Genomic DNA, 25,179 nt, shown 5'->3' with positions numbered 1-25,179 from the left:
ATGTCAATGACAACAATGGTGACGACGACAACAAAGATGACAGTGCCAACAATGTAGTCGCCGGTTACATACCGGATAGACTGTCGGGCATGCAGACCCGCCCCCGCCGCTACCACCACGGAGACCTGCGCGCCGCACTGTTGACCCGCGCCGAGGAGACTCTCAAGGAGAAGGGACCCGGCGCGCTGTCCCTGCGCGAACTGGCCCGCGACCTGGGCGTCAGTCACGCGGCCCCGAGCCGTCACTTCAAGGACAAGCAGGCCCTGCTGGACGCGCTGGCCCTGGCCGGCTTCGAACGGCTCCTGGCCACCCTGACCGCGTCGCAGAAGACCGCGGGCGAGCCCTTCGCCGACCGGCTCGGTGCCCTGGCCCGCACCTACGTGGGCTTCGCCACCGCCAACGCGGAACTCCTCGACCTCATGTTCGCCGTCAAGCACGACCCGGAGGCGTCCGAGGCCCTGGTCAAGGCCGCCCAGAGCATGGGGGGCCTGGCCTCGGAACTCATCACGCAGGCCCAGCGCCGGGGCGAGGTCCGCGAAGGCCCCCTGGAAACCATCGCGATCCCGATCTTCAGCACCCTCAACGGCTTCGCGCGGCTCGCCGTCAGCGTCACCCTGCCCGGCGAAACCCTGGACAGGGACCTGGAGCACGTCATCGCCCACACCCTCCGCGGCTGCGCCCCGGACGCCCCCGCACCGCGCTGACCCCACGCCCAGCCCCAGGAAGTCGAGGACCCCGGGCGGTCGAGGACCCGGTGCGGTCTACGAATCCCTGTTGAGGTACGCCAGTACCGCGAGCACCCTGCGGTGGCCGCTGTCGCTCGGCGGCAGGCCCAGCTTCAGGAACACGTTGCCGATGTGCTTGCTGACGGCGCGTTCCGTGACGACCAGCGTCTCGGCGATGGTCGTGTTGCCGCGGCCTTCCGCCATCAGCTTCAGGACCTCGCGCTCGCGGGGCGTGAGCGTGTCGAGCGGGTCGTCGCGACGGCGGGTGAGGAGCTCGGTGACGACCTCGGGGTCGAGAGCCGTACCGCCCGTCGCGACCCGGTCGAGGGCGTCGAGGAACTCGTCGACCCGGCCCACCCGGTCCTTGAGCAGATAGCCGACCCCGCTCGCACCACCACCGAGCAACTCGGCGGCGTACGACTCCTCGACGTACTGGGAGAGCACGAGCACCGGCAGGCCGGGGATCTCCTTGCGTGCCTCCAAAGCCGCGCGCAGGCCCTCGTCGCGGAAGCCCGGGGGCATCCGGACGTCGAGCACGGCGATGTCCGGCCGGTGCTCGAGGAGGGCGGGCAGCACCTCCGGGCCGCTGCCCGCGACGGCCACGACCTCGTGTCCGGCGGAGGTCAGCAGCAGCACCATCCCCTCCCGCAGAAGGGCGTTGTCCTCGGCGATCACCACACGCACGGCGGCCTCGTCTCCCCTGTCCCGGTCACCACACGCACGGCAGCTCCACCTCGATCACGGTCGGCCCCCCGACGGGGCTGGTCATCAACAGGGTCCCGTCGAGCGCGGCCACGCGTCGCCGCATACCCGGCAGCCCCGAGCCACCCCCCGCTCCCCCGGAGCCGAAAGCCTGGGAGGTGTCCCCGGCGCCACCCCACCCCTCGTCGGCGACCCGGACGCTCAGTCCGCCCCGGTTGCGGACCAGCCGTACCTCGGCGCGCTCGGATCCGCTGTGCTTGGCCGCGTTCGTCAGCGACTCGGCGACCACGAAGTACGCCGCCGCCTCGACCGCCGCCGGGGCCCGGGACCCGCTCCGCGCCCCGTCCTCCAGGCCGTCCACGACCACGGTGACGTCGAGCCCGCTGCTCGCGGCGAGCACCCGTACGGCGCCCGCCAGACCCCGGTCGGTGAGGATCGGCGGATGGATGCCGCGGACGACGTGGCGCAGCTCGGTCAGCGCCTCCTCGGCCTGGCTCTGCGCGTCCTCGAGAAGTCTGAGCGCGGTCTCCGGCTCGCGTTCGTAGGCGCGTTTGGCGATACCGATCCGCATCGACAGGGCGACCAGCCGGGCCTGCGTACCGTCGTGCAGGTCGCGCTCGATACGGCGCAGTTCGGCGCCGTGCGCGGCGATCGCACCGGCCCGGGTCTCGGTCAGCTCCTCGACCCGTACGGCGAGCAGCGCCTCCGGGGAGGGCTTGAGCAGGGCGGTCGACCATGCGGCGTCGAGGTCCGCGAGCCGGCTGATCAGCGGCAGGACGAGCGGGGAACGGCCGAGCAGCCCCTGTCGTACGCCGTCGACGGGCAGGCCCAGCAGCCACAGCGGGGCGGTGAGCAGTCCGAGGAAGCCGTAGACGTAGTGGAAGACCATCCAGCGCAGGTCGCCGAACGTGCCGGGGCCGCGCACCGCCGTGCGCAGCCGCTGCCGCAGCGGGCCCTCGATGGGCCGGTACGCCTCGGGGATCTCGTGCCCCGTCCACGCGGCCACCATGTTCCGTTTGGCCCCGGCGATCCGCCGGATCAGCAGCACCGTCTCCGGCAGCAGCCCGGCGCCGACGACCACGAGCGTCAACGTGGCCGTGATCAGCAGCACGGTGATGAAGATGATCGTGCCGAAGGCCAGCGCGGCGGCCATGACAAGGCCGGCCGTGGCCCGCGCCGCCTGCCGCACCGTCTCCCGCATGGCCACAGGTTAGGCGAACGGCACCCCTCATGGGCGAACAGGTGACCGGGTGAGGCACAAGCCCACTACCTGTTCCTGTTCAACCTCGCCCTGTTCCTGTTCCTGTTCAACCTGTTCCTGTTCAACCTGGTCCTGTTCAACCTGGTCCTGTTCTTGTTCGACCTCGTCGTCACCGCGGCCGCCCCGTCAGGCGCCCTCACAACGCGCGCAGCGCCGCCGCCGTGGCCCGGGCCAGGCTCGCCAGGTACCCCTTCGGCAGCTTGGGCCCGCGGACCACCACCGCCCGCCAGTACAGCGGGCCCGACATGAGATCGAGCGCGAGTTCCTGGTCGATCCCCTCGCGCACCTCGCCCCGCGCGGCCGCGGCCGCGACGATCCCGCTCGCCACTCCCTGCTGGCCTTCCCGCAGCGCCTTCTGCATGGCGTCCGCGATGTCGGGGTTGCGGGCCGCCTCCGCCTGGAGGTCCGGGATGATCTGGCCGGCCACGGGGTGCCGCAGCGCACGGGAGCTGACCTCGTACAGCAGACGCAGGTCGCCCTCCAGGGAGCCCGTGTCGGGGGCGGGCAGTCCCTGGATCGCGACGGCGGAGACCAGGTCGAGCACCAGGTGCAGTTTCGAACGCCATCGCCGGTACACCGCCGTCTTGCCGACGCCCGCGCGGCGCGCGATGCCCTCGATGGACATCCGGGCGTAGCCGACGGCCGCGAGCTCCTCGAAGACGGCGGCCCTGATCGCCTCGGTCACGTCCTCGCGCAGTACGGCCGCCCCCGCCGGAGCCCTGCGACGCGGGGCCTTCCCGGTGGCACTCTCCGCCTCCGCGGCGGCACTCGTGGTGTCGGCGTTGGTCGTCATGTCCTCCAGCATAGGGCGTTACGACGAAACGGTTGCGTTCCGACGTCGAGAAGCTCTAGTCTCGCGTTGCGACGATACGGTCCCGTCCCGACGCAAGAAACTGGCAAAGCCGCAGTAAGAAACGTCAAGGACGGCCCGCGCATCCCACCCCCCGAGCGAAAGCAGCGGATGTGAGCCAGGTCCTCCACACACCGCCGACGTCGGTTGCCCCCACCGACGATCCCGCGGCGCTCGCCGCCCGGTACGGCCTCACCGTCAGCGGCGCCCGCCCGACCCTGCCGGAGTACGTCCGCCAGCTCTGGGCACGGCGTCACTTCATCACCGCCTTCGCCACCGCCAAGCTCACCGCCCAGTACAGCCAGGCGAAGCTCGGCCAGCTCTGGCAGGTGATGAACCCGCTGCTGAACGCGGCGGTCTACTACTTCATCTTCGGTGTGCTGCTCGGCACCAAGCGCGGCGTGCCGGACTTCGTCCCGTTCCTGGTCACCGGCGTCTTCGTCTGGACCTTCACACAGAGCTCGATCATGGCGGGCACCCGGGCGATCTCCGGCAGCCTCGGCCTGGTCCGCGCCCTGCACTTCCCGCGGGCCGCGCTGCCGGTGTCGTACGCCATCCAGCAGCTCCAGCAGCTGCTGTTCTCGATGGCCGCGCTGGTCGTCATCCTGCTCGGCTTCGGCGTTCCCGTGAGCGCGTCGTGGCTGCTCGTCGTGCCCATCCTGGTGCTGCAGTTCGTCTTCAACGCGGGCGTGGCGATGATCATGGCGCGAATGGGCGCCAAGACGCCGGACATCGCACAGCTCATGCCGTTCGTGCTGCGCACCTGGATGTACGTCTCCGGTGTCATGTGGAGCATCGCCTCGACGCTCAAGCACAGCCACATGCCGCACTGGGCGATGGTCGCGCTGGAGAGCAACCCGGCCGCCGTCTACATCGACCTGATGCGCTACGCGCTCATCGACAGCTTCCACGCCCACCAGCTGCCGCACCACGTGTGGGCGCTGGCGACCGGCTGGGCGCTGCTCGCCGGGGTCGGCGGCTTCATCTACTTCTGGAAGGCCGAGGAGACGTACGGACGTGGCTGACATGGCTGACACCCTCACGCAGGACGCCCGGCCCCAGGCCGCGGCCGACGGCGCCGACGCGCTCGTCCCCACCGTCGTCGCCGACCACGTGGACATCGTCTACCGGGTCAACGGCACCGGTGCGGGGCGGGGCAGCGCGACCGCCGCGCTCAACCGCATGCTGCGGCGCAAGCAGACCGAGAAGGCCGCGGGCGTACGCAAGGTGCACGCCGTCAAGGACGTGTCCTTCACCGCCTACCGCGGCGAGGCCATCGGGCTGATCGGCACCAACGGCTCGGGCAAGTCCACCCTGCTCAAGGCGGTCGCCGGCCTCCTTCCCGTGGAGAACGGCAAGATCTACACCGACGGCCAACCCTCGCTGCTCGGCGTCAACGCGGCCCTGATGAGCGACCTCACGGGTGAGCGGAACGTCTACCTCGGCGGGCTCGCCATGGGCATGTCCCGCGAGCAGGTCAAGGAGCGCTACCAGGAGATCGTCGACTTCTCCGGCATCAACGAGAAGGGCGACTTCATCACCCTCCCGATGCGGACGTACTCCTCCGGGATGGCGGCGCGGCTGCGGTTCTCCATCGCGGCCGCCAAGGACCACGACGTGTTGATGATCGACGAGGCCCTGGCCACCGGAGACCGCTCCTTCCAGAAGCGCTCCGAGGAGCGGATCCGGGAGCTGCGCAAGCACGCGGGCACCGTGTTCCTGGTGAGCCACAACAACAAGTCGATCCGGGACACGTGCGACCGGGTGCTGTGGCTGGAGCGGGGGGAGCTTCGCCTGGACGGGCCCACGGAGGACGTGCTCAAGGAGTACGAGAAGTTCACGGGGAAGTAGGGGCGACTCAGGGGGTGCGGGGAACTGTGTGCTGTCGGCCGCGGGTTGTGCACGGCTGAGCGCGCAGTTCCCCGCGCCCCTTCGGGCGCGCCTCGGTGGGCCGGGATCACCCGGCCCACCGAATTCACTTTCTACCTTTCCAAGAAGGTGAACAGGTCTTCCCACCTGCGGACGACCTCGTCCGTCGTGTAGCGCTGGATGTTGACGCGGGCCGCCTCGCCCATGCGGTCGCGCAGGTCCTTGTCGGACATCAGGGTGCCGAGGCGGCGGGCCAGTTCGCCGGTGTTGCCGAGGGCCGCGAGCAGGCCGTCCTCGCCGTCCCGGACGATCTCGTGGACGCCGGGCGCGCAGTCGAAGGCGGCGCACGGCAGGGCGGTCGCCATGGCCTCCATGAGGGCGAGGGGGAAGCCCTCGCCGCGGGAGGACAGGACGAAGACGGAGCCGCCGCGCAGGGCGCCCGGTACGTCGCTGGTGCGACCCATCCACTCGACGGACTCGTCGAGGCCCAGCGCGGTGCACTGCTTCTTGAGGATCTCCTCGTCCTCGCCGGAGCCGAAGATCCGCAACGTCCAGTCGGGATGACGGGGTGCGACCTCGGCCCAGGTGTCGAGGAGCATGTCGATGCCCTTCTGGTCCGAGAGCCGGCCGACGCTGACGACGACGTTCTCGGTGCGCGTCGAGGGCACCTCGGGCATGAAGGGGATCGGGTTCGGCATGAAGGACGCGTTGTCGAGGCCCTGCCGGATCCACAGGTCGGCGTCCTCGCGGGTGAGCGCGAGCATCCGGTCGACGTCCTTGTAGTGCTTCTGCACCCGCCCGAAGCGCGAGGTCGCCTTCGAGTACGCGAAGGACTCGTGGCTCATGCCGATGACGGTCAGGCCGGTGGTGTCGGCAAGCTCCACCCACTCCATCGCCCACACCTGCGTGACGATCACGACGGCGCCGGGCCGCGCGGCCTGGAACAACCGGGTCAGCTTGGCGGCCTGCTCGCGCATCCCGGCGGCGCGTTCGGCGCGCAGCCTGCGCTCGGCCACGTTGAGCCGCCCCTTGATGCCGCGCGCGGAGCCCACGCGCGGCGGGTGGACGTCGTACAACGTCGTGGTGGGGTACGGGACTTCACCGAGCTCCTGGACGACCGCGGGCTCGGTGATGCCGATGACGTGGACGCGGTGGCCGCGCTCGGTGAACAGCCGGGCCATCTGGTGCGACCAGCTGGTCACACCGCCGAGCTCGTCGACGCTGTTGGAGACGAAGAAGACGTCCCGCTCGCTGTACGCGGTCACGCGCGCCTCCACTGGGAGAAGAACTGGTCGACGATGCTCTGCGCGGCGTTGCCCTGGTCGAACTCGCCGAAGTCGGCGACGAACCGCTCGCGCGGGGCCGCGTACTTCACCGTCTGCTCCTCCAGCGAGTCGAGGACCGCGTGCAGCTCGTCCTCGGTGCGGACGACCGGGCCGGGGGCCCGTTCCAGCAGGTCGAAGTAGGTTCCGCGGCCCTCGTGCACGTACTCGTCGTAGTCGTAGGTGAAGAAGAACATCGGGCGGTCGAGGAGGGAGTAGTCGAACATCACGGACGAGTAGTCGGTGATCAGACCGTCCGCGAGCGCCAGCAGCGGGGTCATGTCGTGGTAGCTGGTCACGTCGATGATCCGGCCGCGCACAGAGGGCGGCAGCACGACGTGGTTGAGGTAGTGCGAGCGGACGAGCAGGACATAGCGGTCGCCGAAGGTGTCGGCGAAGCGCTCCACGTCGAAGGGCAGCTCGAACCGGCGCTTGCCGCCACGCTGGCGGAAGGTCGGCGCGTACAGCAGGACCTGCTTGTCCTCCGGGATGCCGAACTCGGCCGCCAGCGCGCCGCGTTCACGGTGCCCGGTGACCTCCTCGCGCTCCTTGGCCTGGACCAGCGCGTCGTTGCGCGGGTAGCCCACCCGCAGCAGCGTCCGCTCCTGGAGCCGGAACGCCCGTGCGAGGGTGCGCACATCGTGCTCGGAGCGGATCAGGAAGCGGTCGAAGCGGTCGAGGGTGCGCTGCTGCTCGGCCTGCTCCGCACGGGACTTGAGCTTCCACTCCGGCTCGTCGAAGCCCATCCGCTTGAGCGCCGAGCCGTGCCAGGTCTGGATGTACGTCGTCTCGGGCCGCTTGGTGACCTTCAGCGGGTAGCTCTGGTTGTCGACCCAGTACTCGGCCTGCGCGAGCGCCTTCAGGTACGGCAGCGACCAGCGGCGTACGAGGGTGGCGTCCTCCGGGAAGCCCTGGGGGCTGTCCGCGTAGGCCCACACGGCCTCGAACTCCAGTCCCTGGCGGCGCATCTCCTCGTAGATGGCCTTGGGGCTGTCGCTGTACTGCCGGCCCAGGTGGCTCTCGAAGACGACCAGGCCCTTCTTGACGGGCAGGCGGCTGAACACGTCGTGGTAGACGCGGAGCTTGGTGTCGCCGGAGGCGAGTTCCTTGCGCAGCGCCTTGGCCTTGCGGTAGCCGGTCTTGGCGAGCCGCCCGGTCGGGCCCTGCACACCGCGCTGGACCAGTTCGTTGGCCTTCTTGTCCGGGACGAGCCGGAAGGAGAGATGGCCACGGGAGGAGACCTCGGGCTCGATGCGGTCGGCGACCAGCCGGGTCAGACGGGGCCGGACGGGCAGGTGCCCCTGGGCCAGCTCGGGCTCGGAGGCCGTGAGCCGGGTCGTGGTGCGGACCGTCCCCGCGCCTTCGCCCTCACCGGCGACGGCGAGGTGGAGGCGTACGTCCCACACCGCGTCCACGATGCCGAGCGGGCGCAGGCCCTTGGCGAGGTTGGCCGAGGCCTCCCAGACGATGGCCTCGCCCTCGTGCCGCACGGTGGCCACGGGGAAGCGGAAGGTCTGGAAGCGCACGCCCGGACGGCGGGCGTAGAACTCCAGCTGCGCGGAGAGCCGGGCGTCGGGCGGGATCACACCGAGCGGGTTGGTGATGCGGCCGGTCAGCCGGACGGTGCCGTCGGTCTCCGCGTATCCGGTCAGCGCGTTGCGCAGGAACATCTTCTCGACCGGCTTGGTGTGGTAACCGAGCTCGGTGACGTCCAGGACGTGCCGGGCGAAGGCGTCGTGCTCGATGTGCTCGGCGCACCAGTACACGCGTCCGTCGTGCTCGACGAGCGGCGAGGAGATCTTGTCGCGGTTGCTGAGCGTGTCCACGGCGGGCAGCAGGTTGTCCCAGTCAGCCTCGTGGAGGAGGTACGCGCAGATGGCGTGAATCGGCTCGATCTCGTCGAAGGCGACGCGGTCGATCGACTCCAGGTAGGCGCGCGCGATCTGCGCGAACTCCTGGCGGTAGGTCTCGTCACGGAAGGGCAGCTCGCGCAGGTGCAGCACCAGGTCGTGCTTGAGCCACTTGACGTCCTTGGCGAACTTCAGCTCCAGCAGGCCGTGGTCGGCCAGGAGCTGGTCGACCCGGCGGTGGATCTCCATGCGGTGCGTGAAGTTGGCGATCTCGTCACGCCGGTTGCTGATGGACTTCGCGGCCGTCTTCTCGACGATCCGCCAGTCATACACCCTGTTCGGGATGAGCGTGATGCGGCGGGCGGCCACGTAGGCCTGCGCGGAGAACAGCAGGTCCTCGTAGTGGATCCCGACCGGGAACTCGAGGCCCTCATCGAGCAGGAACTGCCTGCGGTAGCACTTGTTCGTCGACAGCGTGTCGAAGACCAGCAGGTCGGGCAGCTCGGAGATGGACTCCAGGGTGCGGGTGCGGTCGTACAGCCAGGGGTACCACTTGACCTCCTTGCCGGTGCGCGAGTCGACGTGCACCCGCACGCACAGGCCGGAGACGAGGTCGGCGCCGGTGGACTCGGCGGCCTCCAGCATGTTGCGGCAGGCGTTGCGCTCCAGGACGTCGTCACTGTCGAGGAAGAGGACGTAGTCGCCGCGGGCCTGCTGGATGCCGTGGTTGCGGGGGGCGCCGCAGCCGCCGCTGTTCTCGGGCAGCCTGAAGGCCCGGACGCGGTCCGGGTGCGCGGCGGCCAGCCTCTGTGCCACGTCGTACGAGCCGTCCGTGCTGCGGTCGTCGACGATGACGACCTCGACACCACGCAGGGTCTGGTCGAGAACGGAGCGCACGGCCGTCGTCAGCCGGGACGCGTCGTTGTAGACGATCACGACCACGGACACGGCGGGCACGGCTGCTGTTTCTGCTGGCGGGCGGGGGTGATCCACACTCATCCTATTAATGCTAGACATTCCTGACGGTTCAACCTAGGCGATCTAGTCCATTTGCGTACCGCTTAGGTAGATGCGGATCGCCCGCAAAGGGTTGCGAGCGGCTGTCTAGCGACTGTGTTTCACCTGTTCGAACACCCATGTGCGGTACACCAGGAACCGGAAGGCCGAGGCCAGTACGATCGACAGCGCCTTGGCCAGGTTGGAGCCGAGCGGGCTGGTCATGCCCAGGCCGTGGTAGCCGACATAGAAGAGCGCGCTCTCCATGACGACGCCGATGCCGCTGAAGGCGAAGAACAGGGCGATCTGACGTCGGGTGCGCGAGGCCCGGTCGCGGTAGGCGAAGAAGCGGAAGCCGAGGTAGTTGCTGCCCATGGCGACGCAGCTGGCGATGACCGTGGCGACCATCGGGGGCCACTTCAGGCCGTGCAGGAGGAGGTTGAAGACCAGGAAGTTGACCGCGATGCCGCTGCCGCCGACGGCCGAGAACTTCACCACTTCGAGGGCGATCCGCCGGGCCCTTCCGATCACCCCGGCAGGAGCGGCGGCTGGTGCGGGCTGGGCCGGTGCGGGGGCCTGTCGGCCTACACGGGCCCGCCCCTCGGAGAGGTTCACAGTCACAATTGTCCCTTTTATCAGCAATAGGTAAATTCTGGTTGCGTTTTCCCCGAGAGATCTGCAAGAGCGAGGCAAGAGGGCGACCAAGACGCTTGCCCCCACCTGCGCAAACAGGGGCAGCCCCGGCCATTCCGGCCGGGGCTGCCCCATCGACGTACATCCGATCGAGTGAAACAGGTGCACTCAGGAGTGACTCGAGCGCACCCAGAGGTGACCTACGAGTGCGTCCGCAGCAGCGTCCGCATCGTGCGCATCGCCACCGACAGGTTCGCCAGATCGAAGGAGTCCGAAGTCTGGATCTCCTCCAGGGTAGTGCGGGCACGGCCCAGGATCGCGGCGTTCTTCTCCTCCCAGGCCTTGAAGCGCTGCTCCGGGGTCGAGGTGTCGTTGCCTACGGCGAGCACGTCCGCGGTGAGCGCCGCGTGGGCCGCGTACAGGTCCTCGCGGATCGAGGCGCGGGCCATGGACTGCCAGCGGTCTGCACGCGGGAGCTCGATGATGCGGTCCATGAGCTGGGTGATGCTCAGGCGGTCGGCGAGGTCGTAGTAGACCTCGGCGACGGCCATCGGGTTCTTGTCCATGCGGTCGGCCACCGCGACGATGTCCAGCGTCGGGAAGGCCGACGAGAAGCCTGCCACGCTCGTGGCGAGCTCCTCGGGCACACCGGCGCCCGTCAGCTCCTCGAAGATCTGCTGGTACCACTCCAGGTCCGCGCCGCGCAGCAGCTTGGGCAGCTCGCCCCAGACCTGCGCGACCCCGTCGTGGAAGAAGGAGATGTTCTCGGCGAGCTGGAGCGGCTGCGGCCGGTTGTTGAGCAGCCAGCGCGTGCCGCGCTCGACGAGCCGGCGCGCATGCAGGCGGATCCGCGTCTGGACGCCCGCGTCGACGACATTGTCGAGCCCCTCCACCGCGTCCCACGTCTCGCTCGCCCCGAAGATCGCGCGGGCCGCGGTCTGCGCCCGGACGATCTCCTCCAGCGACGCGCCCGTCTCCTCACGGAGGCGGTGCAGGAAGCTCGTACCACCCGTGTTGACCGTGTCGTTGACCAGAACGGTCGTCACGATCTCACGGCGCAGCGCGTGCCCCTCCATCTGCTCACGGAACTTCTTGCGCAGCGCGGTGGGGAAGTACGCGAACAGCAGGCTCTGCAGGTACGGGTCGTCGGGCAGCGAGGTGGAGAGCAGCTCGTCGGCGACGGTGATCTTCGTGTACGCGAGGAGCACGGCCGTCTCCGGACCGGTCAGACCCTGCCCGGAGTTGAGCCGCTCACGGATCTGCCGCTCGTTGGGCAGGAACTCCAGCGCCCGGTCGAGGTGGCCCTCCCTGACCAGGAAGCGCATGAAGCGCTGCTGGGCGTGGAGCATGCTCGGGGACTGGGCCAGCGCGTTGGCGATCGCCACGTTCTGCGCGTAGTTGTTGCGCAGGACCAGGGCGCCGACCTCGTCGGTCATCTCGGCGAGCAGCTTGTTGCGCTGCTTGACGGTCAGATCGCCGTTGGCCACCACCGCGTTGAGCAGGATCTTGATGTTCACCTCGTGGTCGGAGGTGTCCACGCCCGCGCTGTTGTCGATGGCGTCGGTGTTGATCTTGCCGCCGTGCTGTGCGAACTCGATGCGGCCCAGCTGGGTCAAACCGAGGTTGCCGCCCTCGCCGACGACCTTGACGCGCAGGTCGGCGCCGTCGACGCGGATCGCGTCGTTGGCCTTGTCGCCGACGTCCGCGTGCGACTCGGTGGACGCCTTGACGTACGTACCGATGCCGCCGTTCCACAGCAGGTCGACCGGCGCCTGCAGGATCGCCTTCATCAGGTCGGCCGGGGTCATCTTGGTGACACCGCGCTCGATGCCGAGGGCCTCGCGGATGTGCGCGTTGACCGGGATCGCCTTGGCGGTCCGCGGGAAGACACCGCCGCCGGCCGAGATCAGCTCGGTGTCGTAGTCGGCCCAGGACGAGCGCGGCAGCTCGAAGAGACGGCGGCGCTCGGCGTACGAGGTCTCCGCGTCCGGGGTCGGGTCGAGGAAGATGTGCCGGTGGTCGAAGGCGGCGACCACACGGATGTGCTCGGAGAGCAGCATGCCGTTGCCGAACACGTCACCGGACATGTCACCGACGCCGACGACGGTGAAGTCCTCGGTCTGGGTGTCGACGCCCAGCTCCCGGAAGTGCCGCTTCACGGACTCCCAGGCACCGCGCGCGGTGATGCCCATCTTCTTGTGGTCGTAACCGGCCGAGCCGCCGGAGGCGAAGGCGTCCCCGAGCCAGAAGTTGTAGCTCTCGGCGACCTCGTTGGCGATGTCGGAGAAGGTCGCGGTGCCCTTGTCGGCGGCGACGACCAGATAGGTGTCCTCCCCGTCGTGCCGGACCACGTCCACCGGGGGCACGACCGCACCGGCGACCAGGTTGTCGGTGATGTCGAGCAGCGCCGAGATGAAGGTCCGGTAGCTGCGGATGCCCTCCGCGAGCCAGGCGTCGCGGTCCACGGACGGGTCGGGCAGCTGCTTGGCGACGAAGCCGCCCTTGGCGCCGACGGGCACGATGACAGTGTTCTTCACCATCTGCGCCTTGACCAGGCCCAGGATCTCCGTACGGAAGTCCTCCCGCCGGTCGGACCAGCGCAGACCACCACGCGCGACCTTGCCGAAGCGCAGGTGCACGCCCTCCACCTTCGGCGAGTACACCCAGATCTCGTACGCCGGCCGCGGCGCCGGCAGGTCCGGGATGGCCTGCGGGTCGAACTTCATGGAGACGTACTCGTGCGGCTTGCCGCCCAGCGCCTCCTGGAAGAAGTTGGTGCGCAGGGTCGCCTTGATGAGGGTGAGGAAGGAACGCAGGATGCGGTCCTCGTCCAGGCTGGCCACCTGGTCGAGAGCGGCGTCCAGCTCCTCCCTCAGGGCGTCGGTCAGCTCGACACCGGCGTGCTGGCGCTCCGGCGACATCCGCGCCTCGAAGAGGGAGATCAGCAGCCGGGTGGTGTGGACGTTGTTGCGGAGGGTGTTCTCCATGTAGTCCTGGCTGAAGGTGGAGCCGGCCTGGCGCAGGTACTTGGCGTACGCGCGCAGCACCATCGCCTGCCGCCAGGTCAGCCCGGCGCTCAGCACCAGGGCGTTGAAGCCGTCGATCTCGGCCTCGCCGGTCCAGGTGGCGGCGAAGGCCTCCTGGAAACGCTCGCGGCCGTCGTCGCCGAGGTAGTCGCCGTTGCCGTTCAGGGACTTGGGCAGACGCAGCCCGAAGTCGTAGATCCAGGCCGTCGTACGGTCCGAGCAGCGCAGCTCGTACGGGCGCTCGTCGGTGACCTCGACGCCCATCCGGTTGAGGGCCGGCAGGACCGCGGAGAGGGAGACCTGCTCGCCGGTGCGGTAGATCTTGAAGCGGCGCTCGCCGGGACCGGCACCGACCGGCTCGTACAGGCTGAGCGCGAAGTCCTTGCTCCGGTCCTGGGTGAGCTTCTCCAGGTGGACCAGGTCGGCGACCGCCGCGCGCGGGGTGTGGTCGGCCTTGTAGCCCTCGGGGAAGGCGCTGCCGTAGCGGCGCAGCAGCTCGGCCGCGCGCTCCTCGCCGCACTCGGCGTTCAGCGCCTCGGCGAAACCGTCGGCCCAGGAGCGGGCGGCCTCGACCAGGCGCGCCTCGATCCGGTCCTTGTCCGCGTCGCTGAGCTGCGGCAGCTCGGTGCCCTGCGGGACCCGGACCACGAAGTGCAGCCGGGAGAGGATCGACTCGGTGTTCCAGGCGGTGAAGTCGACGCTGGTGCCGTTCAGCTCCTCCTTCAGGATGTCGATGATCCTGAGGCGCACCCCGGTGGTGTAGCGGTCGCGCGGGAGGTAGACAAGGGCCGAGTAGTAGCGGCCGTACTCGTCCTGGCGCAGGTAGAGGCGCAGCCGGCGCCGCTCCTGGAGGTAGAGGACGCTGGTGACGATGGAGCGCAGCTCGTCGGGGGGCGTCTGGAAGAGCTCGTCGCGGGGGTAGGTCTCCAGGATCTGGAGCAGGTCACGGCCGTCGTGGCTGTTGGGCGAGAAGCCCGCGCCCTTGAGGACCTCCTCGACCTTGCGGCGGACCACGGGGACGCGGCGCACGGACTCGGTGTACGCGGCCGAGGAGAACAGGCCCAGGAAGCGCCGCTCACCGATGACGTTGCCCTCGGCGTCGAACTTCTTCACACCGATGTAGTCGAGGTACGACGGTCGGTGCACGGTGGCGCGGCTGTTGGCCTTGGTGAGGACGAGCAGCTTGTGCTCACGGGCCTTGGCGCGGGCGTCGGCGGGCAGCCGCTCGAAGGACGGGCTGACCGGGTGGCTGTCCTCACCGCCGTGCTGCGGGTCGGAGCGCAGGATGCCGAGTCCGGTGCCGGGGACGGCGGCCAGCGAGTCGTCGTCGCGCAGCTCGTACTCGCGGAACCCCAGGAAGGTGAAGTGGTCGTCCGAGAGCCAGCGCAGCAGCTCACGGGCCTCCTCGACCTCCTGGTCGCGCAGGTCGTCGGCGGTCGGCTCGGTGGGCAGTTCCTCGGCGATGCGCAGCGCGGCGTCGCGCATCTTCTCCCAGTCCTCGACGGCCTCGCGGGCGTCGGACAGGACGCGCAGCAGATCGGCGGTGATCTGCTTCAGGTCGGCACGGTCGGTCTCACGGTCCATCTCGACGTGGATCCAGGACTCGACGTGCGCGTCGTGCGGCAGTTCCTCGAGGGTGGGCCGGCCGGGCAGCACCTCGATGAGCTCGCCGGTCAGATCGCGCCGTACGACGAACTGCGGGTGGATGACGACGTGGATGCCACGGCTCTGCCGGGACAGCTCGTTGGTGACCGAGTCGACGAGGAAGGGCATGTCGTCGGTCACGACCTCGACGACGGAGTGGCTGCAGGTCCAGCCGTTCTCCTCGACGGTGGGCGTGTGCACTCGGACGTTGGCCGTGCCCTGGGGGCGATTCTCGGCCAGCCGGTAGTGCGAGAAGGCGGCTCCGAAGACGTCGACCGGGTCGCGGTCGGTCAGGTCCTCCGGGGCGGTGTGCAGGTAGTAGCGCTGGAGGAACGCGAGCACGGTGTCCTTGTCCGGAGTGCCCTCGCTCGTCGTCCCAGTCGGTAGGTGCCCCCCGACCGGGCTGTTCTCAGCTACCCGGGCAGCCCTCTCGAGCAGCTCGGCCTTGGCTTCGTCCAGCTTGGTCTGCATTGTCCTCTGGCTCCTGTCGCGCGCCGTTGCGTGACGTAGAAAGAAGTACGGTCTCTTCTCCGACGTAGCGCCGCGACGCGGGGTGTCCGGTCTGGTCCGACGCTATGCCGCATGGAGAGATGAGCGGGGGGATATCGGCCATTCTCGGGGCCCGTGGCGACTGTGACGCTGCTCTCCGCGGCGTCCGTCCCCGGGGTGTCCGCGGCCTACGGAGCACGCTCGCGATCCCGCCGGCGCCTGCGATTCCGCTTGCGCCCGCGTCACCGCCCGCGCTTGCGCTTTTGCTTGCGGCCGCGTTTCCGCTGGTGCTTGCCGCGGTCGCCGCTCCGTCCCGCCCATGAAGATCAGCGACCGCCGCCCGGTCACGGATGTCGTCCGTGCGCTCCGGGCGCGAGGCAGGGGCAACTCGGCCCCCGCGAGATATCGCGCTGATCACGCCACCAGGCTATCGCTCCCTACCCCGGGCCCGTCATGAGCCGTATGTGTACAAAACCGGGGGTGGAACTTTGACAATATGCACAGGGACGAAAGGGGCGGGAACGTGCAGTCCTCCGGCAACCCCCTCCCGCGGCATCACGTTGACGAGGACGGCGGGGTGGAGGCGGAATAGAGCTGTATCCCCTCCGCGTCCCGCTGGGACCGGCCGGGCCCCGCTGAAGCTCCACCGAAGGGAGCGGCACCGACATGACACCGAAGATCCTGATGGTCACCGGCGACGCGGCAGAATCACTGGAGGTCCTGTATCCCTACCAGCGCCTGCTCGAAGAGGGCTACGAGGTCCATATCGCGGCCCCCACCCGCAAGAAGCTCCGCTTCGTGGTCCACGACTTCGAACCCGGCTTCGACACGTACACGGAGAAGCCCGGCTACACCTGGCCCGCCGACCTCGCGTTCTCGGAGGTCGATCCCGGCCAGTACGCCGCCGTGGTGATCCCGGGCGGCCGCGCGCCCGAGTACCTCCGCAACGACCCCGAACTCCGCAAGATCCTCAAGTCCTTCTTCGACGCGGACAAGCCCGTGGCCCAGATCTGCCACGGCCCCCTCCTCACGGCCGCCGCCGACGCCCTGCGCGGCCGCCGCGTCACCGCGTACCCGGCACTGGAACTGGACATGCAGGCGGCCGGCGCGACCTTCCAGGACGCGGAGGCGGTGGTCGACGGCACCCTCGTCTCGGCCCGCGCCTGGCCGGACCACCCGGCCTGGATGCGCGAGTTCCTCACGGTGCTCAGGGCGAAGGCACCGGCGGGCTGAACGAGTCCCGGTGGGCCGGGAGTCCCGGTGGGCCGGGAGTCCCGGTGGGCCGGGAGGACGCTGCGGGGAGTGCACCGGCGGGCTGAGGGAGTGCCGGCGCGCTTGAGAGGGCGCTGCTGGGCCGGGGGCCGGCCGAAAGGGGCCCGCCCCACCCCGCGGTAGGCGCCCTCCTCAACCCGCGGCTCCCGCGCACGCTCACGCTCACGCCGCCAGTCGCTCGGCCTCCTCGACCGCCTCCTCCAGGCTGTCCACCACGGGCACGCCGACCCCTTCGAGGCTGGCGCGGCTGTGCGAACCGCCGGTGTAGAGCACGGCCCGCGCCCCCACGTGCAGGGCGGCGACCGCGTCGTCGGCGGCGTCCCCGATCACCACCGTGCGCTCCGGGTCCACGCCCGCGAGCGAACCTATGTGCCGCACCATGTGCTCGGCCTTGCTGCCGCCGGACGGCCCGACCCGCCCCTCCACCCGCACGAAGTGCGGCTCGATCCCGAACCCCCTGACCAGCGGCACCAGTTCCTCATGCACATACATGCTCAGCAGTGACTGGCTGCGCCCCGCCGACCGCCAGTCCGCGAGCAGCGCCGCCGCCCCCTCTGTGAGCTCGCACGTTGTGCGGTGCTCCGCGTAGTACCGATGGAAGGTGTCGTCCATGACCTCCCACTCGGCGCTGGTCGGCAGCCGCCCCAGCAGCCGCTCGTAGAACTTCGGCACCGGCACGCAGTACAACTCCCGGTACCGCTTCAGCGTGAGCGGCTCCAACCCCAACTCGGCGAACGCCGCGTTCGTCGCCCCGATGATCGCGGCGTTGTCGTGGAACAGCGTCCCGTTCCAGTCCCACACGATGTGCGCTGCTGCGCCCTGCTTGCCCATACCAAGAAACTACCCGCCCGCACTGACAACGCCCCTGGCGAAGGCTCAGTCCAGCAGCCCCACCAGGTTGGGGATCTCCTGCGTCGCGAACCACAGCAACTCGTGGTCCTCGGCCCCGTCCACGGTGAACTGCGCGTCGTCGTCCCCGTGATCGGCCGCCCCGAGCGCGTCCACAGCGGCCGAGACATCGCTCTCGGCGTCACCGGCGTCGACGTGCACCGCGGCCGCCTTGGACAGGGCCACCGGCCCCGGCACCCGCACCTCACCGAGCGCCGCCGGATCGAGCCCCCGGTCGGGATCGGCCACCGCGGCCCGGTCGGGAACGTCGACCGCGACGACCACCCGCCGCCGTACGACCCCAGGCTCCCCCGCGAGCAGCCGCAGCGAGGCCAGCGCGGCCCGGTTCAGCGCCGCGTACTCGAGTTCCTCGATGTCGTCGGAGAGGTACCACTCGCGCAACGCGGGCGTGACGGCGTACGCGACGACCGGTCCCGCCGCCAGCTCCCCCGTCTTGTACGCCTCGGCGAGACCGGAGAGGGTCAGGGGGACGTAGACGCGCATGGCTGGCCGCTTTCGTAGTCGGGTGGGTTCCCGGGTCGGGGGGCTCCTGGAAGGGCGGTCCCGCGCCTCCCGGGAAGGCCTTCAGGATACGTGGGGGCGTCCCCTTTCGGGTCCCGGTCCCTCCTCCGTACGACGTCCACCCCCGGCCCGCGATTCACCCGGTACGCCCCTTCCCCGCCTGGCCTCCCACCGCTCCCGCTCACTCTGATAGGTGAACCTTCCGGCCGCCGCGGCGCGCGCCGAGCGTCCTTGCGGGGGCCCGCTCCCGCCTCGTAGAAGATCCCCAACGCGAAGTTACCGCCCGGTATCGACCGGGCGCGGCGAGCGGGCCGACGCGTGAACCGGGACGACTCATGAACGGGGACGACTCATGAACAAGGTGATGACCAGGACGAAGCGCCGCCCGGGCACCCGCCCGCCCGGCCGCCACGACACCCGCCGCCCCGGCACCACACCGCCACGCGCCCCGGGCGCGGGCGCACCCCGCCCGGCCCCGGGAGACACCCCACCGCCGACTCCCCCGGCCGAAGCCGCGTCCCGCACCCTTCTCCTGCCCTCACCGGGCGACCACGCACGGCCCTCGCCGCCTCCGTCCTCACCGCCGCCGCAGCCCCGCCCCACCGACCTCTTCGCCGACCGCCTCCTCGCCGTGCTCAGCGGTCAGCGCCCCGTCCACTGCATGCTGCGCCACACCGCGGGCCGGGCCTACGACGAGCTGGCCTGGCTCGCCGAACGCGGCCCGCTGCGCACCCACGGCACCCGTCCGGTCGTCCGGGACATCGGCTACTACGTGCCACGGCCCGGCGCGATCGAGGCCTTCGCCCGTATCGGCGCGGGCGACCGGCTCCGCGCGATGGCCTTCCGCCTGGAACGGGGCCCCGACCTCCGCTGGCGCTGCACGGCGGTGGAACTGGGCGGCCCCCGCATGCCCCGCCGGGACGACGACTGAGCAACTCCTCGGGCCCATGAACAGCCCTCCGAGCTACTCCTGCGGGCCCTGAACAGCCCGCTGAGCCACTCCTGAGGGCCCTTGCACCCCTCACCAACCAACATTGAAGGGCCGGACACCCACAGGTGCCCGGCCCTTCACCACTGCTCAGCTCTCACTCTCATCAGCTCTCACGAGCCGATGAGTCACTTCTTGCGGCGCCGCCCGTTGCTCTTCTGCTGCTTGCGGCGCTCCGCGCGCGTGAGGCCGTCCGCCTCGGAGCGCACGGGCTCGTCATCATCGTTGGCGAAGTCGCCCTCGACGATGCCACCCTCGCCGTCCACGGTCGGCGCGGAGAAGTGCAGCCGGTCGGGACGCTGCGGGGCGTCGAGCCCCTTGGCGCGGATCTCGGGACGCGCACCCACGGGTACGACGTCCTCCTTCTTCTCCAGCGAGGGCGCGGCGTCCTCGACCGGGACCTCCTCGACCTGCTGCTCAACCTGGACCTCCAGGTTGAACAGATAGCCGACGGACTCCTCCTTGATGCCGTCCATCATGGCGGAGAACATGTCGAAGCCCTCGCGCTGGTACTCGACCAGCGGGTCCTTCTGCGCCATGGCGCGCAGGCCGATGCCCTCCTGGAGGTAGTCCATCTCGTAGAGGTGCTCGCGCCACTTGCGGTCGAGGACCGACAGGACGACCCGCCGCTCCAGCTCCCGCATGATCTCGGAGCCGAGCTGCTCCTCACGGGCCGCGTACTGCTCGTGGATGTCGTCCTGGATGGACTCGGAGATGAACTCGGCGGTCAGCCCGGCACGGTCGCCGGTCGCCTCCTCCAGCTCGTCGACGGTGACCTTCACCGGGTAGAGCTGCTTGAAGGCGCCCCACAGCCGGTCCAGGTCCCACTCCTCGGCGAAGCCCTCGGCTGTCTCGGCCGCGATGTACGCGTCGATCGTGTCGCCCATGAAGTGCTGGATCTGCTCCTGCAGGTCCTCGCCCTCCAGGACGCGGCGACGCTCGCCGTAGATGACCTCACGCTGCCGGTTGAGCACCTCGTCGTACTTCAGGACGTTCTTACGCGTTTCGAAGTTCTGCTGCTCGACCTGCGACTGCGCGGAGGCGATCGCGCGCGTGACCATCTTGTTCTCGATCGGCACGTCGTCCGGCACATTGGCCATCGACATCACGCGCTCGACCATCTGGGCCTTGAACAGGCGCATCAGGTCGTCACCGAGCGACAGGTAGAAGCGGGACTCGCCCGGGTCGCCCTGACGGCCGGAGCGGCCACGCAGCTGGTTGTCGATACGACGCGACTCGTGGCGCTCGGTGCCCAGCACGTAGAGCCCGCCGAGCTCCTTGACCTCGTCGTTCTCCGCCTTGACGGCCTGCTCGGCCTTCTCCAGGGCGGCGGGCAGCGCGGCGGCCCACTCCTCGATGTGCTCCTCGGGGTCGAGTCCGCGCTGCCGCAGCTCGGCCTCGGCGAGGTCCTCGGGGTTACCGCCGAGCTTGATGTCCGTACCACGACCGGCCATGTTCGTCGCGACGGTCACGGCGCCCCTGCGGCCGGCCTGGGCGACGATCGTCGCCTCACGGTCATGCTGCTTGGCGTTCAGCACCTCGTGCTGGATACCCCGCTTCGAGAGCTGCTGCGAAAGGTACTCGGACTTCTCGACCGACGTCGTACCGACGAGGATCGGCTGGCCCTTCTCGTGCTTCTCGGCGATGTCGTCGACCACCGCGTCGAACTTGGCGACCTCGGTGCGGTAGATCAGGTCCGACTGGTCCTTGCGGACCATCGGCTTGTTGGTCGGGATCGGGACGACGCCGAGCTTGTAGATCTGGTGGAACTCGGCGGCCTCGGTCATCGCCGTACCGGTCATGCCGGAGAGCTTGCCGTAGAGGCGGAAGAAGTTCTGCAGGGTGATCGTGGCGAGCGTCTGGTTCTCGTCCTTGATGTCCACCCCTTCCTTCGCCTCGATCGCCTGGTGCATGCCCTCGTTGTAGCGGCGGCCGGCGAGGATACGGCCGGTGTGCTCGTCGACGATCATGACTTCGCCGTCGATGACGACGTAGTCCTTGTCCTTCTTGAAGAGCTCCTTGGCCTTGATGGCGTTGTTCAGGTAGCCCACCAGCGGCGTGTTCACCGACTCGTACAGGTTGTCGATGCCCAGCCAGTCCTCGACCTTGGAGACACCGGGCTCGTGGATGGCGACGGTGCGCTTCTTCTCGTCGACCTCGTAGTCCCCGGTCTCCTCAATGCCCTTGAGGGGGTTGCCGGCCTCGCCCTTCTTCAGCCGGGTGACCAGCTTGGCGAAGTCGCCGTACCACTTGGTGGCCTGGTCCGCCGGGCCGGAGATGATCAGCGGCGTACGGGCCTCGTCGACGAGGATGGAGTCGACCTCGTCGACGATCGCGAAGTTGTGGCCCCGCTGGACGAGTTCGTCCTGCGACCAGGCCATGTTGTCACGGAGGTAGTCGAAGCCGAACTCGTTGTTCGTGCCGTACGTGATGTCGCACGCGTACTGCTCACGGCGCTGGGCCGGCGTCATGTTGGCGAGGATGCAGCCGACGGTCAGACCCAGGAACTTGTGGACGCGACCCATCATCTCGGAGTCGCGCTCGGCCAGATAGTCGTTGACCGTGATCAGGTGAACGCCGTCTCCGGAGAGAGCGTTCAGATACGCGGGCAGCGTGCCGACCAGGGTCTTGCCCTCACCGGTCTTCATCTCCGCGACATAGCCGAGGTGGAGCGCGGCGCCACCCATCATCTGCACGTCGTAGTGACGCTGGCCGAGGACACGCTTGGCGGCCTCGCGCACGGTGGCGAAGGCCTCGGGGAGCAGGTCGTCCAGGCTCTCCCCATCCGCATACCGCTGCTTGTACTCATCAGTGAGGGCGCGCAGCTCGGCGTCGGAGAGGTCGACGAAGTCCTCTTCGATGGAGTTGACCTGGTCCGCGATGCGGTGCAGCTTGCGCAGGATCTTGCCTTCGCCTGCACGCATGATCTTCGAGAGGACGGACACGGGGGTTTGTCTCCTTGCCGGTCGGGCCTGGGACGGTCGGGTTCAATGTCAGATTCAAATCACAGCTTGAGCAACGGCTATCGTAAGCGAGGACCCCACCGCGCCGGGAGGTCTGCCGGTGACAGCCACTAGGACAACGGACAGGCGTTGCAGAAGGTGCCGCGTCCACGCTGCGAAAAGTAACCGAACCGTCACTCATCGCAAAGGAATGGCGCCCTTCCGGTAGCCCGAGCAGAATCGGCCGATGGACCCCGTCACACTGACCACCGCCCGGCTGCTCCTGCGCGCCGTGGACTCGCGCGACACCGACGCGGTGTACGAAGCCGTCCAGGACCCCGACATCCAGCGCTGGACCACGATCCCCTCGCCCTATCTGCGCGAGCACGCGACGGGCTTCACGGACCAGATGGTGCCGGACGGCTGGGCGGACGGCTCCATGTTCGCCTTCGGTGCGTTCCTCCTGTCGGGGGACTTGGCGGGCATGCTCTCCATCAGCATGCGTTCTCTGGGGGTCGGCGAGGTCGGCTTCTGGGCGGCCAAGGAGCACCGCGGCAACGGATACATCACCGAAGCCACCCTCACCGCCGCCCACTGGGCGTTCACGAGCCTCGCCGTCGACCGCCTGGAATGGCGCGCCGAGGTCGGCAACAAGGGGTCCCGCGCGGTCGCCGAACGCGCCGGCTTCACCCTGGAGGGCACCCTCCGCTCCGCCCTCAACAACAAGGGCGTACGCCGAGACTGCTGGATCGGCTCCCTGCTCCCCTCGGACCTGGGCCTGGCATCAACGGCCCCGTACCTCCCCGCACCACCCCCCTCCACCCCATAGAAACAAGCCCCACGCCAATCCGAGGCACCAGCCCGGCAGCCCCACGGGGCCCGAGGGCACAGCCCCCGGCACAGGGGCGACAGCCCCACGGGGTCCGAGGGCACAGCCCCCTGGCGGGGTGCAGGGGCGGCAGCCCCGCGGGGGTGCGGGGGCGTAGCCCCCTGGCGGGGGCTGGGGCGGAGCCCCAGGGATGGGACGGGTAGGGGCGGCGGGGGCGAGTCCACTGTCAGTGGCACCGCCTACGGTGTGGAACATGACGAGCCTCCCGCGTCCCACCACCGACCTCTCCGCCGAAGAAGCCCGCCGCATCGCCCTACGGGCCCAGGGCTTCCTGGGCACCCCCGACCGCAGGGCCGGCGTCCGCGGAATCCTGCGACACCTCGGCGCGGTCCAGCTCGACACGATCTCCGTCCTGGCCCGCTCCCACGAACTCATCCCGTACGCCCGCCTGGGCGCGGTCGGCCGCAAAACCGTCGACCAGGCCTACTGGACCGACACGCACGCCTTCGAGTACTGGTCCCACGCCGCCTGCATCCTCCCCGTAGAGGAATGGCCCCACTTCGCCTTCCGCCGCCGCGCCTACCGGTCCCGCCCGCACTGGAACCACGACCTGCCGGACGGCACCTACGACCAGGTCATCAAGCAGCTCCGTACCGAGGGCCCCCTCACGGCCACGGAGTTGGGCGGCGCGAAGAAGACCAGCGAGTGGTGGGACTGGTCGGGCACGAAGGTGGCCGTCGAGCGCGCGCTGATGTACGGCGAGGTGGTGTGCACGGAGCGCCGCGGCTGGAAGCGGGTGTACGACCTCGCCGAGCGCGCCGTCCCCGAGACCCTGCTCCATGACGAGCTGGACGACACGGAGTGCCTGCGCCGCCTGGTCGGCCTGGCCGGCAAGTCCCTGGGCGTCGGTACGCGCGCGGACATCGCCGACTATCACCGTCTCAAGGGCGAGCAGGTCGACGCGGTGATCGCGGACTCGGGGCTGGTCCCGGTGACGGTGGAGGGCTGGGGCAAGCCCGCGTGGGCGGACCCGGCGGCCCTGGAGACACCGCCGCGCGGCCGCCACCGTACGACGCTGCTGTCCCCGTTCGACTCGCTCATCTGGGAGCGGGCCCGCACGGAGCGGATCTTCGGCTTCACCCACCGTCTGGAGGCGTACACGCCCAAGCCGAAGCGGGTGTACGGCTACTTCGCGATGCCGGTCCTCGCCGGCGGCCGGCTCGTCGGCCGTGTGGACCCCGCCCGGGAGGGCCGCACCCTGGTCGCCAAGCAGGTCACGCTGGACGGCCCCAAGGCGGTCCCCGCCGTGGCCCAGGCCCTGCTGGAGGCAGCGAGCTGGGTGGACTGCACGAACGTACGGATGGAGCGGGTGGACGCCCCGGAGCTCCGCGAGCCCCTCGCGAAGGAACTCGCCCGCGCACTGGACTGACCGGCCCGGCCGGACCGACCAGCCTCACGCTCACTCACCGGATCTCGAGGATCTTCTCCCGCATCGCGTAGACCACCGCCTCCATCCTGGAGTGCAGTTGCAGCTTCTCCAGGATGTTGCGCACATGGTTTTTCACGGTGTTCTCGGAGATGAACAACTCCTTGGCGATATCCCGGTTGTTCATCCCGGTCGCGACGAGCTTGAGAACCTCCAGCTCGCGATCCGTGAGCCGCGGAGCGGGCACGAGTCGGCGCTCGTCCGTCCGCTGAATCATCGACTTGAACTCGGTGAGAAGTTTCGACGCCATCGACGGGCTGATCTGCGACTGCCCGTCCGCCACCGCGCGAATGGCCGTGGCCACCTCGTCCGTGGAGATCTCCTTGAGGAGATAACCGGTCGCGCCCGCCTTGATCGCGTCGTAGAGATCGGCTTCCTCGTCGCTGATCGTCAGCATGATGATCTTCGCGCTCGGAGCCACCTCCTTGATGGAGGTGCACGCCTCGATGCCACCCCGCTTCGGCATGCGTACGTCCATCAGCACGATGTCCGGTAGCAGGTCAGCCGCCTTGTCGACCGCCTCCGCCCCGTCACCCGCCTCGCCGACGACCTGGATGTCCTCCTCGGCCGCGAGCACGATCTCCAGACCGCGGCGGAAGAGGGCATGGTCGTCCACGACGAGGACCCGAATAGGCTCCTTGCGTGAAGAGCCCGTGTCCGGGCCCATGCCGACGACGCCGCCGTCGGCATCCCCGTCACGCATCGGTCCGAAGCTGTCCGCCATCGTTCCTCCCCCTGAAGGCCGTGGCCTGTGTTCCTGTGCCATCGCCAATCCGAGGCAACGGCCCACCGGTTGGGGCCGGTTCGGCCATGATTCCATGCCGGGACGACAGTGCGGTGACAGAGCGGGCCGCGAAGTGGTCGCACACCGGTGCCCCTGGGGGC

Annotated in this window: 18 protein-coding genes; 7 read left to right on the top strand and 11 right to left on the bottom strand. The window is 69.5% G+C overall.

The window, feature by feature from the left end; translation table 11 throughout:
• The first annotated feature begins 89 nt into the window (after window positions 1-89).
• Complete coding sequence (locus tag OG819_RS18160) at window positions 90-704, top strand: TetR/AcrR family transcriptional regulator (protein ID WP_266625056.1); 615 nt, start codon at window positions 90-92, stop codon at window positions 702-704.
• 57 nt (window positions 705-761) lie between these two features.
• On the opposite strand, the gene OG819_RS18155 is transcribed toward OG819_RS18160, so the two are convergent.
• From OG819_RS18155 to OG819_RS18145, 3 genes are all read right to left on the bottom strand, one after another.
• Entirely contained in the window at window positions 762-1,409 is a 648-nt protein-coding gene (locus OG819_RS18155) for a response regulator transcription factor (protein WP_266413482.1), read from the bottom strand.
• Between the two features lie 25 nt (window positions 1,410-1,434).
• The gene (locus OG819_RS18150; protein WP_266650330.1) at window positions 1,435-2,628 is read right to left on the bottom strand and encodes a histidine kinase; all 1,194 of its coding nucleotides are present in this window, start codon (window positions 2,626-2,628) and stop codon (window positions 1,435-1,437) included.
• 196 nt (window positions 2,629-2,824) lie between these two features.
• On the bottom strand, window positions 2,825-3,481 hold the full coding sequence (locus OG819_RS18145) for a TetR/AcrR family transcriptional regulator (RefSeq protein ID WP_266625058.1): 657 nt from the start codon (window positions 3,479-3,481) through the stop codon (window positions 2,825-2,827).
• Window positions 3,482-3,651: 170 nt separating this feature from the next.
• On the opposite strand from OG819_RS18145, the gene OG819_RS18140 reads away from it, so the two are divergent.
• Window positions 3,652-4,563, top strand: coding sequence for an ABC transporter permease (locus tag OG819_RS18140; RefSeq protein ID WP_266413476.1), 912 nt, complete (start codon window positions 3,652-3,654; stop codon window positions 4,561-4,563).
• 1 nt (window position 4,564) lies between these two features.
• Window positions 4,565-5,389 carry an ABC transporter ATP-binding protein gene (locus OG819_RS18135; RefSeq protein WP_266634369.1) on the top strand — a complete coding sequence of 275 codons (825 nt, stop codon included), beginning with the start codon at window positions 4,565-4,567 and terminating at the stop codon, window positions 5,387-5,389.
• 131 nt (window positions 5,390-5,520) lie between these two features.
• Here the strand turns inward: OG819_RS18135 and OG819_RS18130 are convergent, their stop codons facing one another.
• From OG819_RS18130 to OG819_RS18115, 4 genes are all read right to left on the bottom strand, one after another.
• Window positions 5,521-6,672, bottom strand: coding sequence for a glycosyltransferase (locus tag OG819_RS18130; protein WP_266650328.1), 1,152 nt, complete (start codon window positions 6,670-6,672; stop codon window positions 5,521-5,523).
• A complete protein-coding gene (locus OG819_RS18125) occupies window positions 6,669-9,578 on the bottom strand; it encodes a bifunctional glycosyltransferase family 2 protein/CDP-glycerol:glycerophosphate glycerophosphotransferase (RefSeq protein ID WP_266625060.1) in 2,910 nt (969 codons plus the stop codon). Before OG819_RS18125 ends, OG819_RS18130 begins: the two co-directional genes overlap by 4 nt.
• Window positions 9,579-9,683: 105 nt before the next feature.
• Window positions 9,684-10,190, bottom strand: a complete 507-nt coding sequence (locus OG819_RS18120) for a GtrA family protein (RefSeq protein ID WP_266650326.1) — start codon at window positions 10,188-10,190, stop codon at window positions 9,684-9,686.
• Between the two features lie 218 nt (window positions 10,191-10,408).
• Window positions 10,409-15,349 (bottom strand): NAD-glutamate dehydrogenase, encoded by a 4,941-nt coding sequence (locus OG819_RS18115; protein ID WP_266650324.1) that lies wholly within the window; start codon window positions 15,347-15,349, stop codon window positions 10,409-10,411.
• A 684-nt stretch (window positions 15,350-16,033) separates the two neighbouring features.
• Between OG819_RS18115 and OG819_RS18110 the strand changes: the two genes are divergently transcribed.
• Complete coding sequence (locus OG819_RS18110; protein ID WP_266413469.1) at window positions 16,034-16,600, top strand: DJ-1/PfpI family protein; 567 nt, start codon at window positions 16,034-16,036, stop codon at window positions 16,598-16,600.
• Between the two features lie 201 nt (window positions 16,601-16,801).
• Here OG819_RS18110 and OG819_RS18105 read toward each other — a convergent pair whose 3' ends face one another.
• Window positions 16,802-17,470, bottom strand: a complete 669-nt coding sequence (locus tag OG819_RS18105) for an HAD family hydrolase (protein WP_266625064.1) — start codon at window positions 17,468-17,470, stop codon at window positions 16,802-16,804.
• A gap of 45 nt (window positions 17,471-17,515) precedes the next feature.
• The gene (locus OG819_RS18100) at window positions 17,516-18,031 is read right to left on the bottom strand and encodes a hypothetical protein (RefSeq protein WP_266650322.1); all 516 of its coding nucleotides are present in this window, start codon (window positions 18,029-18,031) and stop codon (window positions 17,516-17,518) included.
• A 370-nt stretch (window positions 18,032-18,401) separates the two neighbouring features.
• Between OG819_RS18100 and OG819_RS18095 the strand changes: the two genes are divergently transcribed.
• Window positions 18,402-18,980: an Rv3235 family protein gene (locus tag OG819_RS18095; protein ID WP_266625066.1), complete on the top strand. Its 579-nt coding sequence runs from the start codon at window positions 18,402-18,404 to the stop codon at window positions 18,978-18,980.
• 185 nt (window positions 18,981-19,165) lie between these two features.
• Here the strand turns inward: OG819_RS18095 and secA are convergent, their stop codons facing one another.
• On the bottom strand, window positions 19,166-21,982 hold the full coding sequence (secA, locus tag OG819_RS18090) for a preprotein translocase subunit SecA (RefSeq protein ID WP_266625068.1): 2,817 nt from the start codon (window positions 21,980-21,982) through the stop codon (window positions 19,166-19,168).
• A 244-nt stretch (window positions 21,983-22,226) separates the two neighbouring features.
• On the opposite strand from secA, the gene OG819_RS18085 reads away from it, so the two are divergent.
• Window positions 22,227-22,808 carry a GNAT family N-acetyltransferase gene (locus OG819_RS18085; protein WP_266413462.1) on the top strand — a complete coding sequence of 194 codons (582 nt, stop codon included), beginning with the start codon at window positions 22,227-22,229 and terminating at the stop codon, window positions 22,806-22,808.
• Window positions 22,809-23,061: 253 nt separating this feature from the next.
• The gene (locus OG819_RS18080) at window positions 23,062-24,237 is read left to right on the top strand and encodes a winged helix-turn-helix domain-containing protein (protein WP_266625070.1); all 1,176 of its coding nucleotides are present in this window, start codon (window positions 23,062-23,064) and stop codon (window positions 24,235-24,237) included.
• 34 nt (window positions 24,238-24,271) lie between these two features.
• On the opposite strand, the gene OG819_RS18075 is transcribed toward OG819_RS18080, so the two are convergent.
• Window positions 24,272-25,018, bottom strand: a complete 747-nt coding sequence (locus tag OG819_RS18075; protein WP_266625072.1) for a response regulator transcription factor — start codon at window positions 25,016-25,018, stop codon at window positions 24,272-24,274.
• Between the last annotated feature and the right edge of the window lie 161 nt (window positions 25,019-25,179).

The sequence above is a fragment of the Streptomyces sp. NBC_01549 genome (assembly GCF_026339955.1).
In the GTDB taxonomy this organism is placed as follows: Bacteria; Actinomycetota; Actinomycetes; order Streptomycetales; family Streptomycetaceae; genus Streptomyces.
The sequence above is the reverse complement of the archived record's forward strand: the minus strand, read 5'-3'. Positions and strand labels throughout refer to the sequence as shown.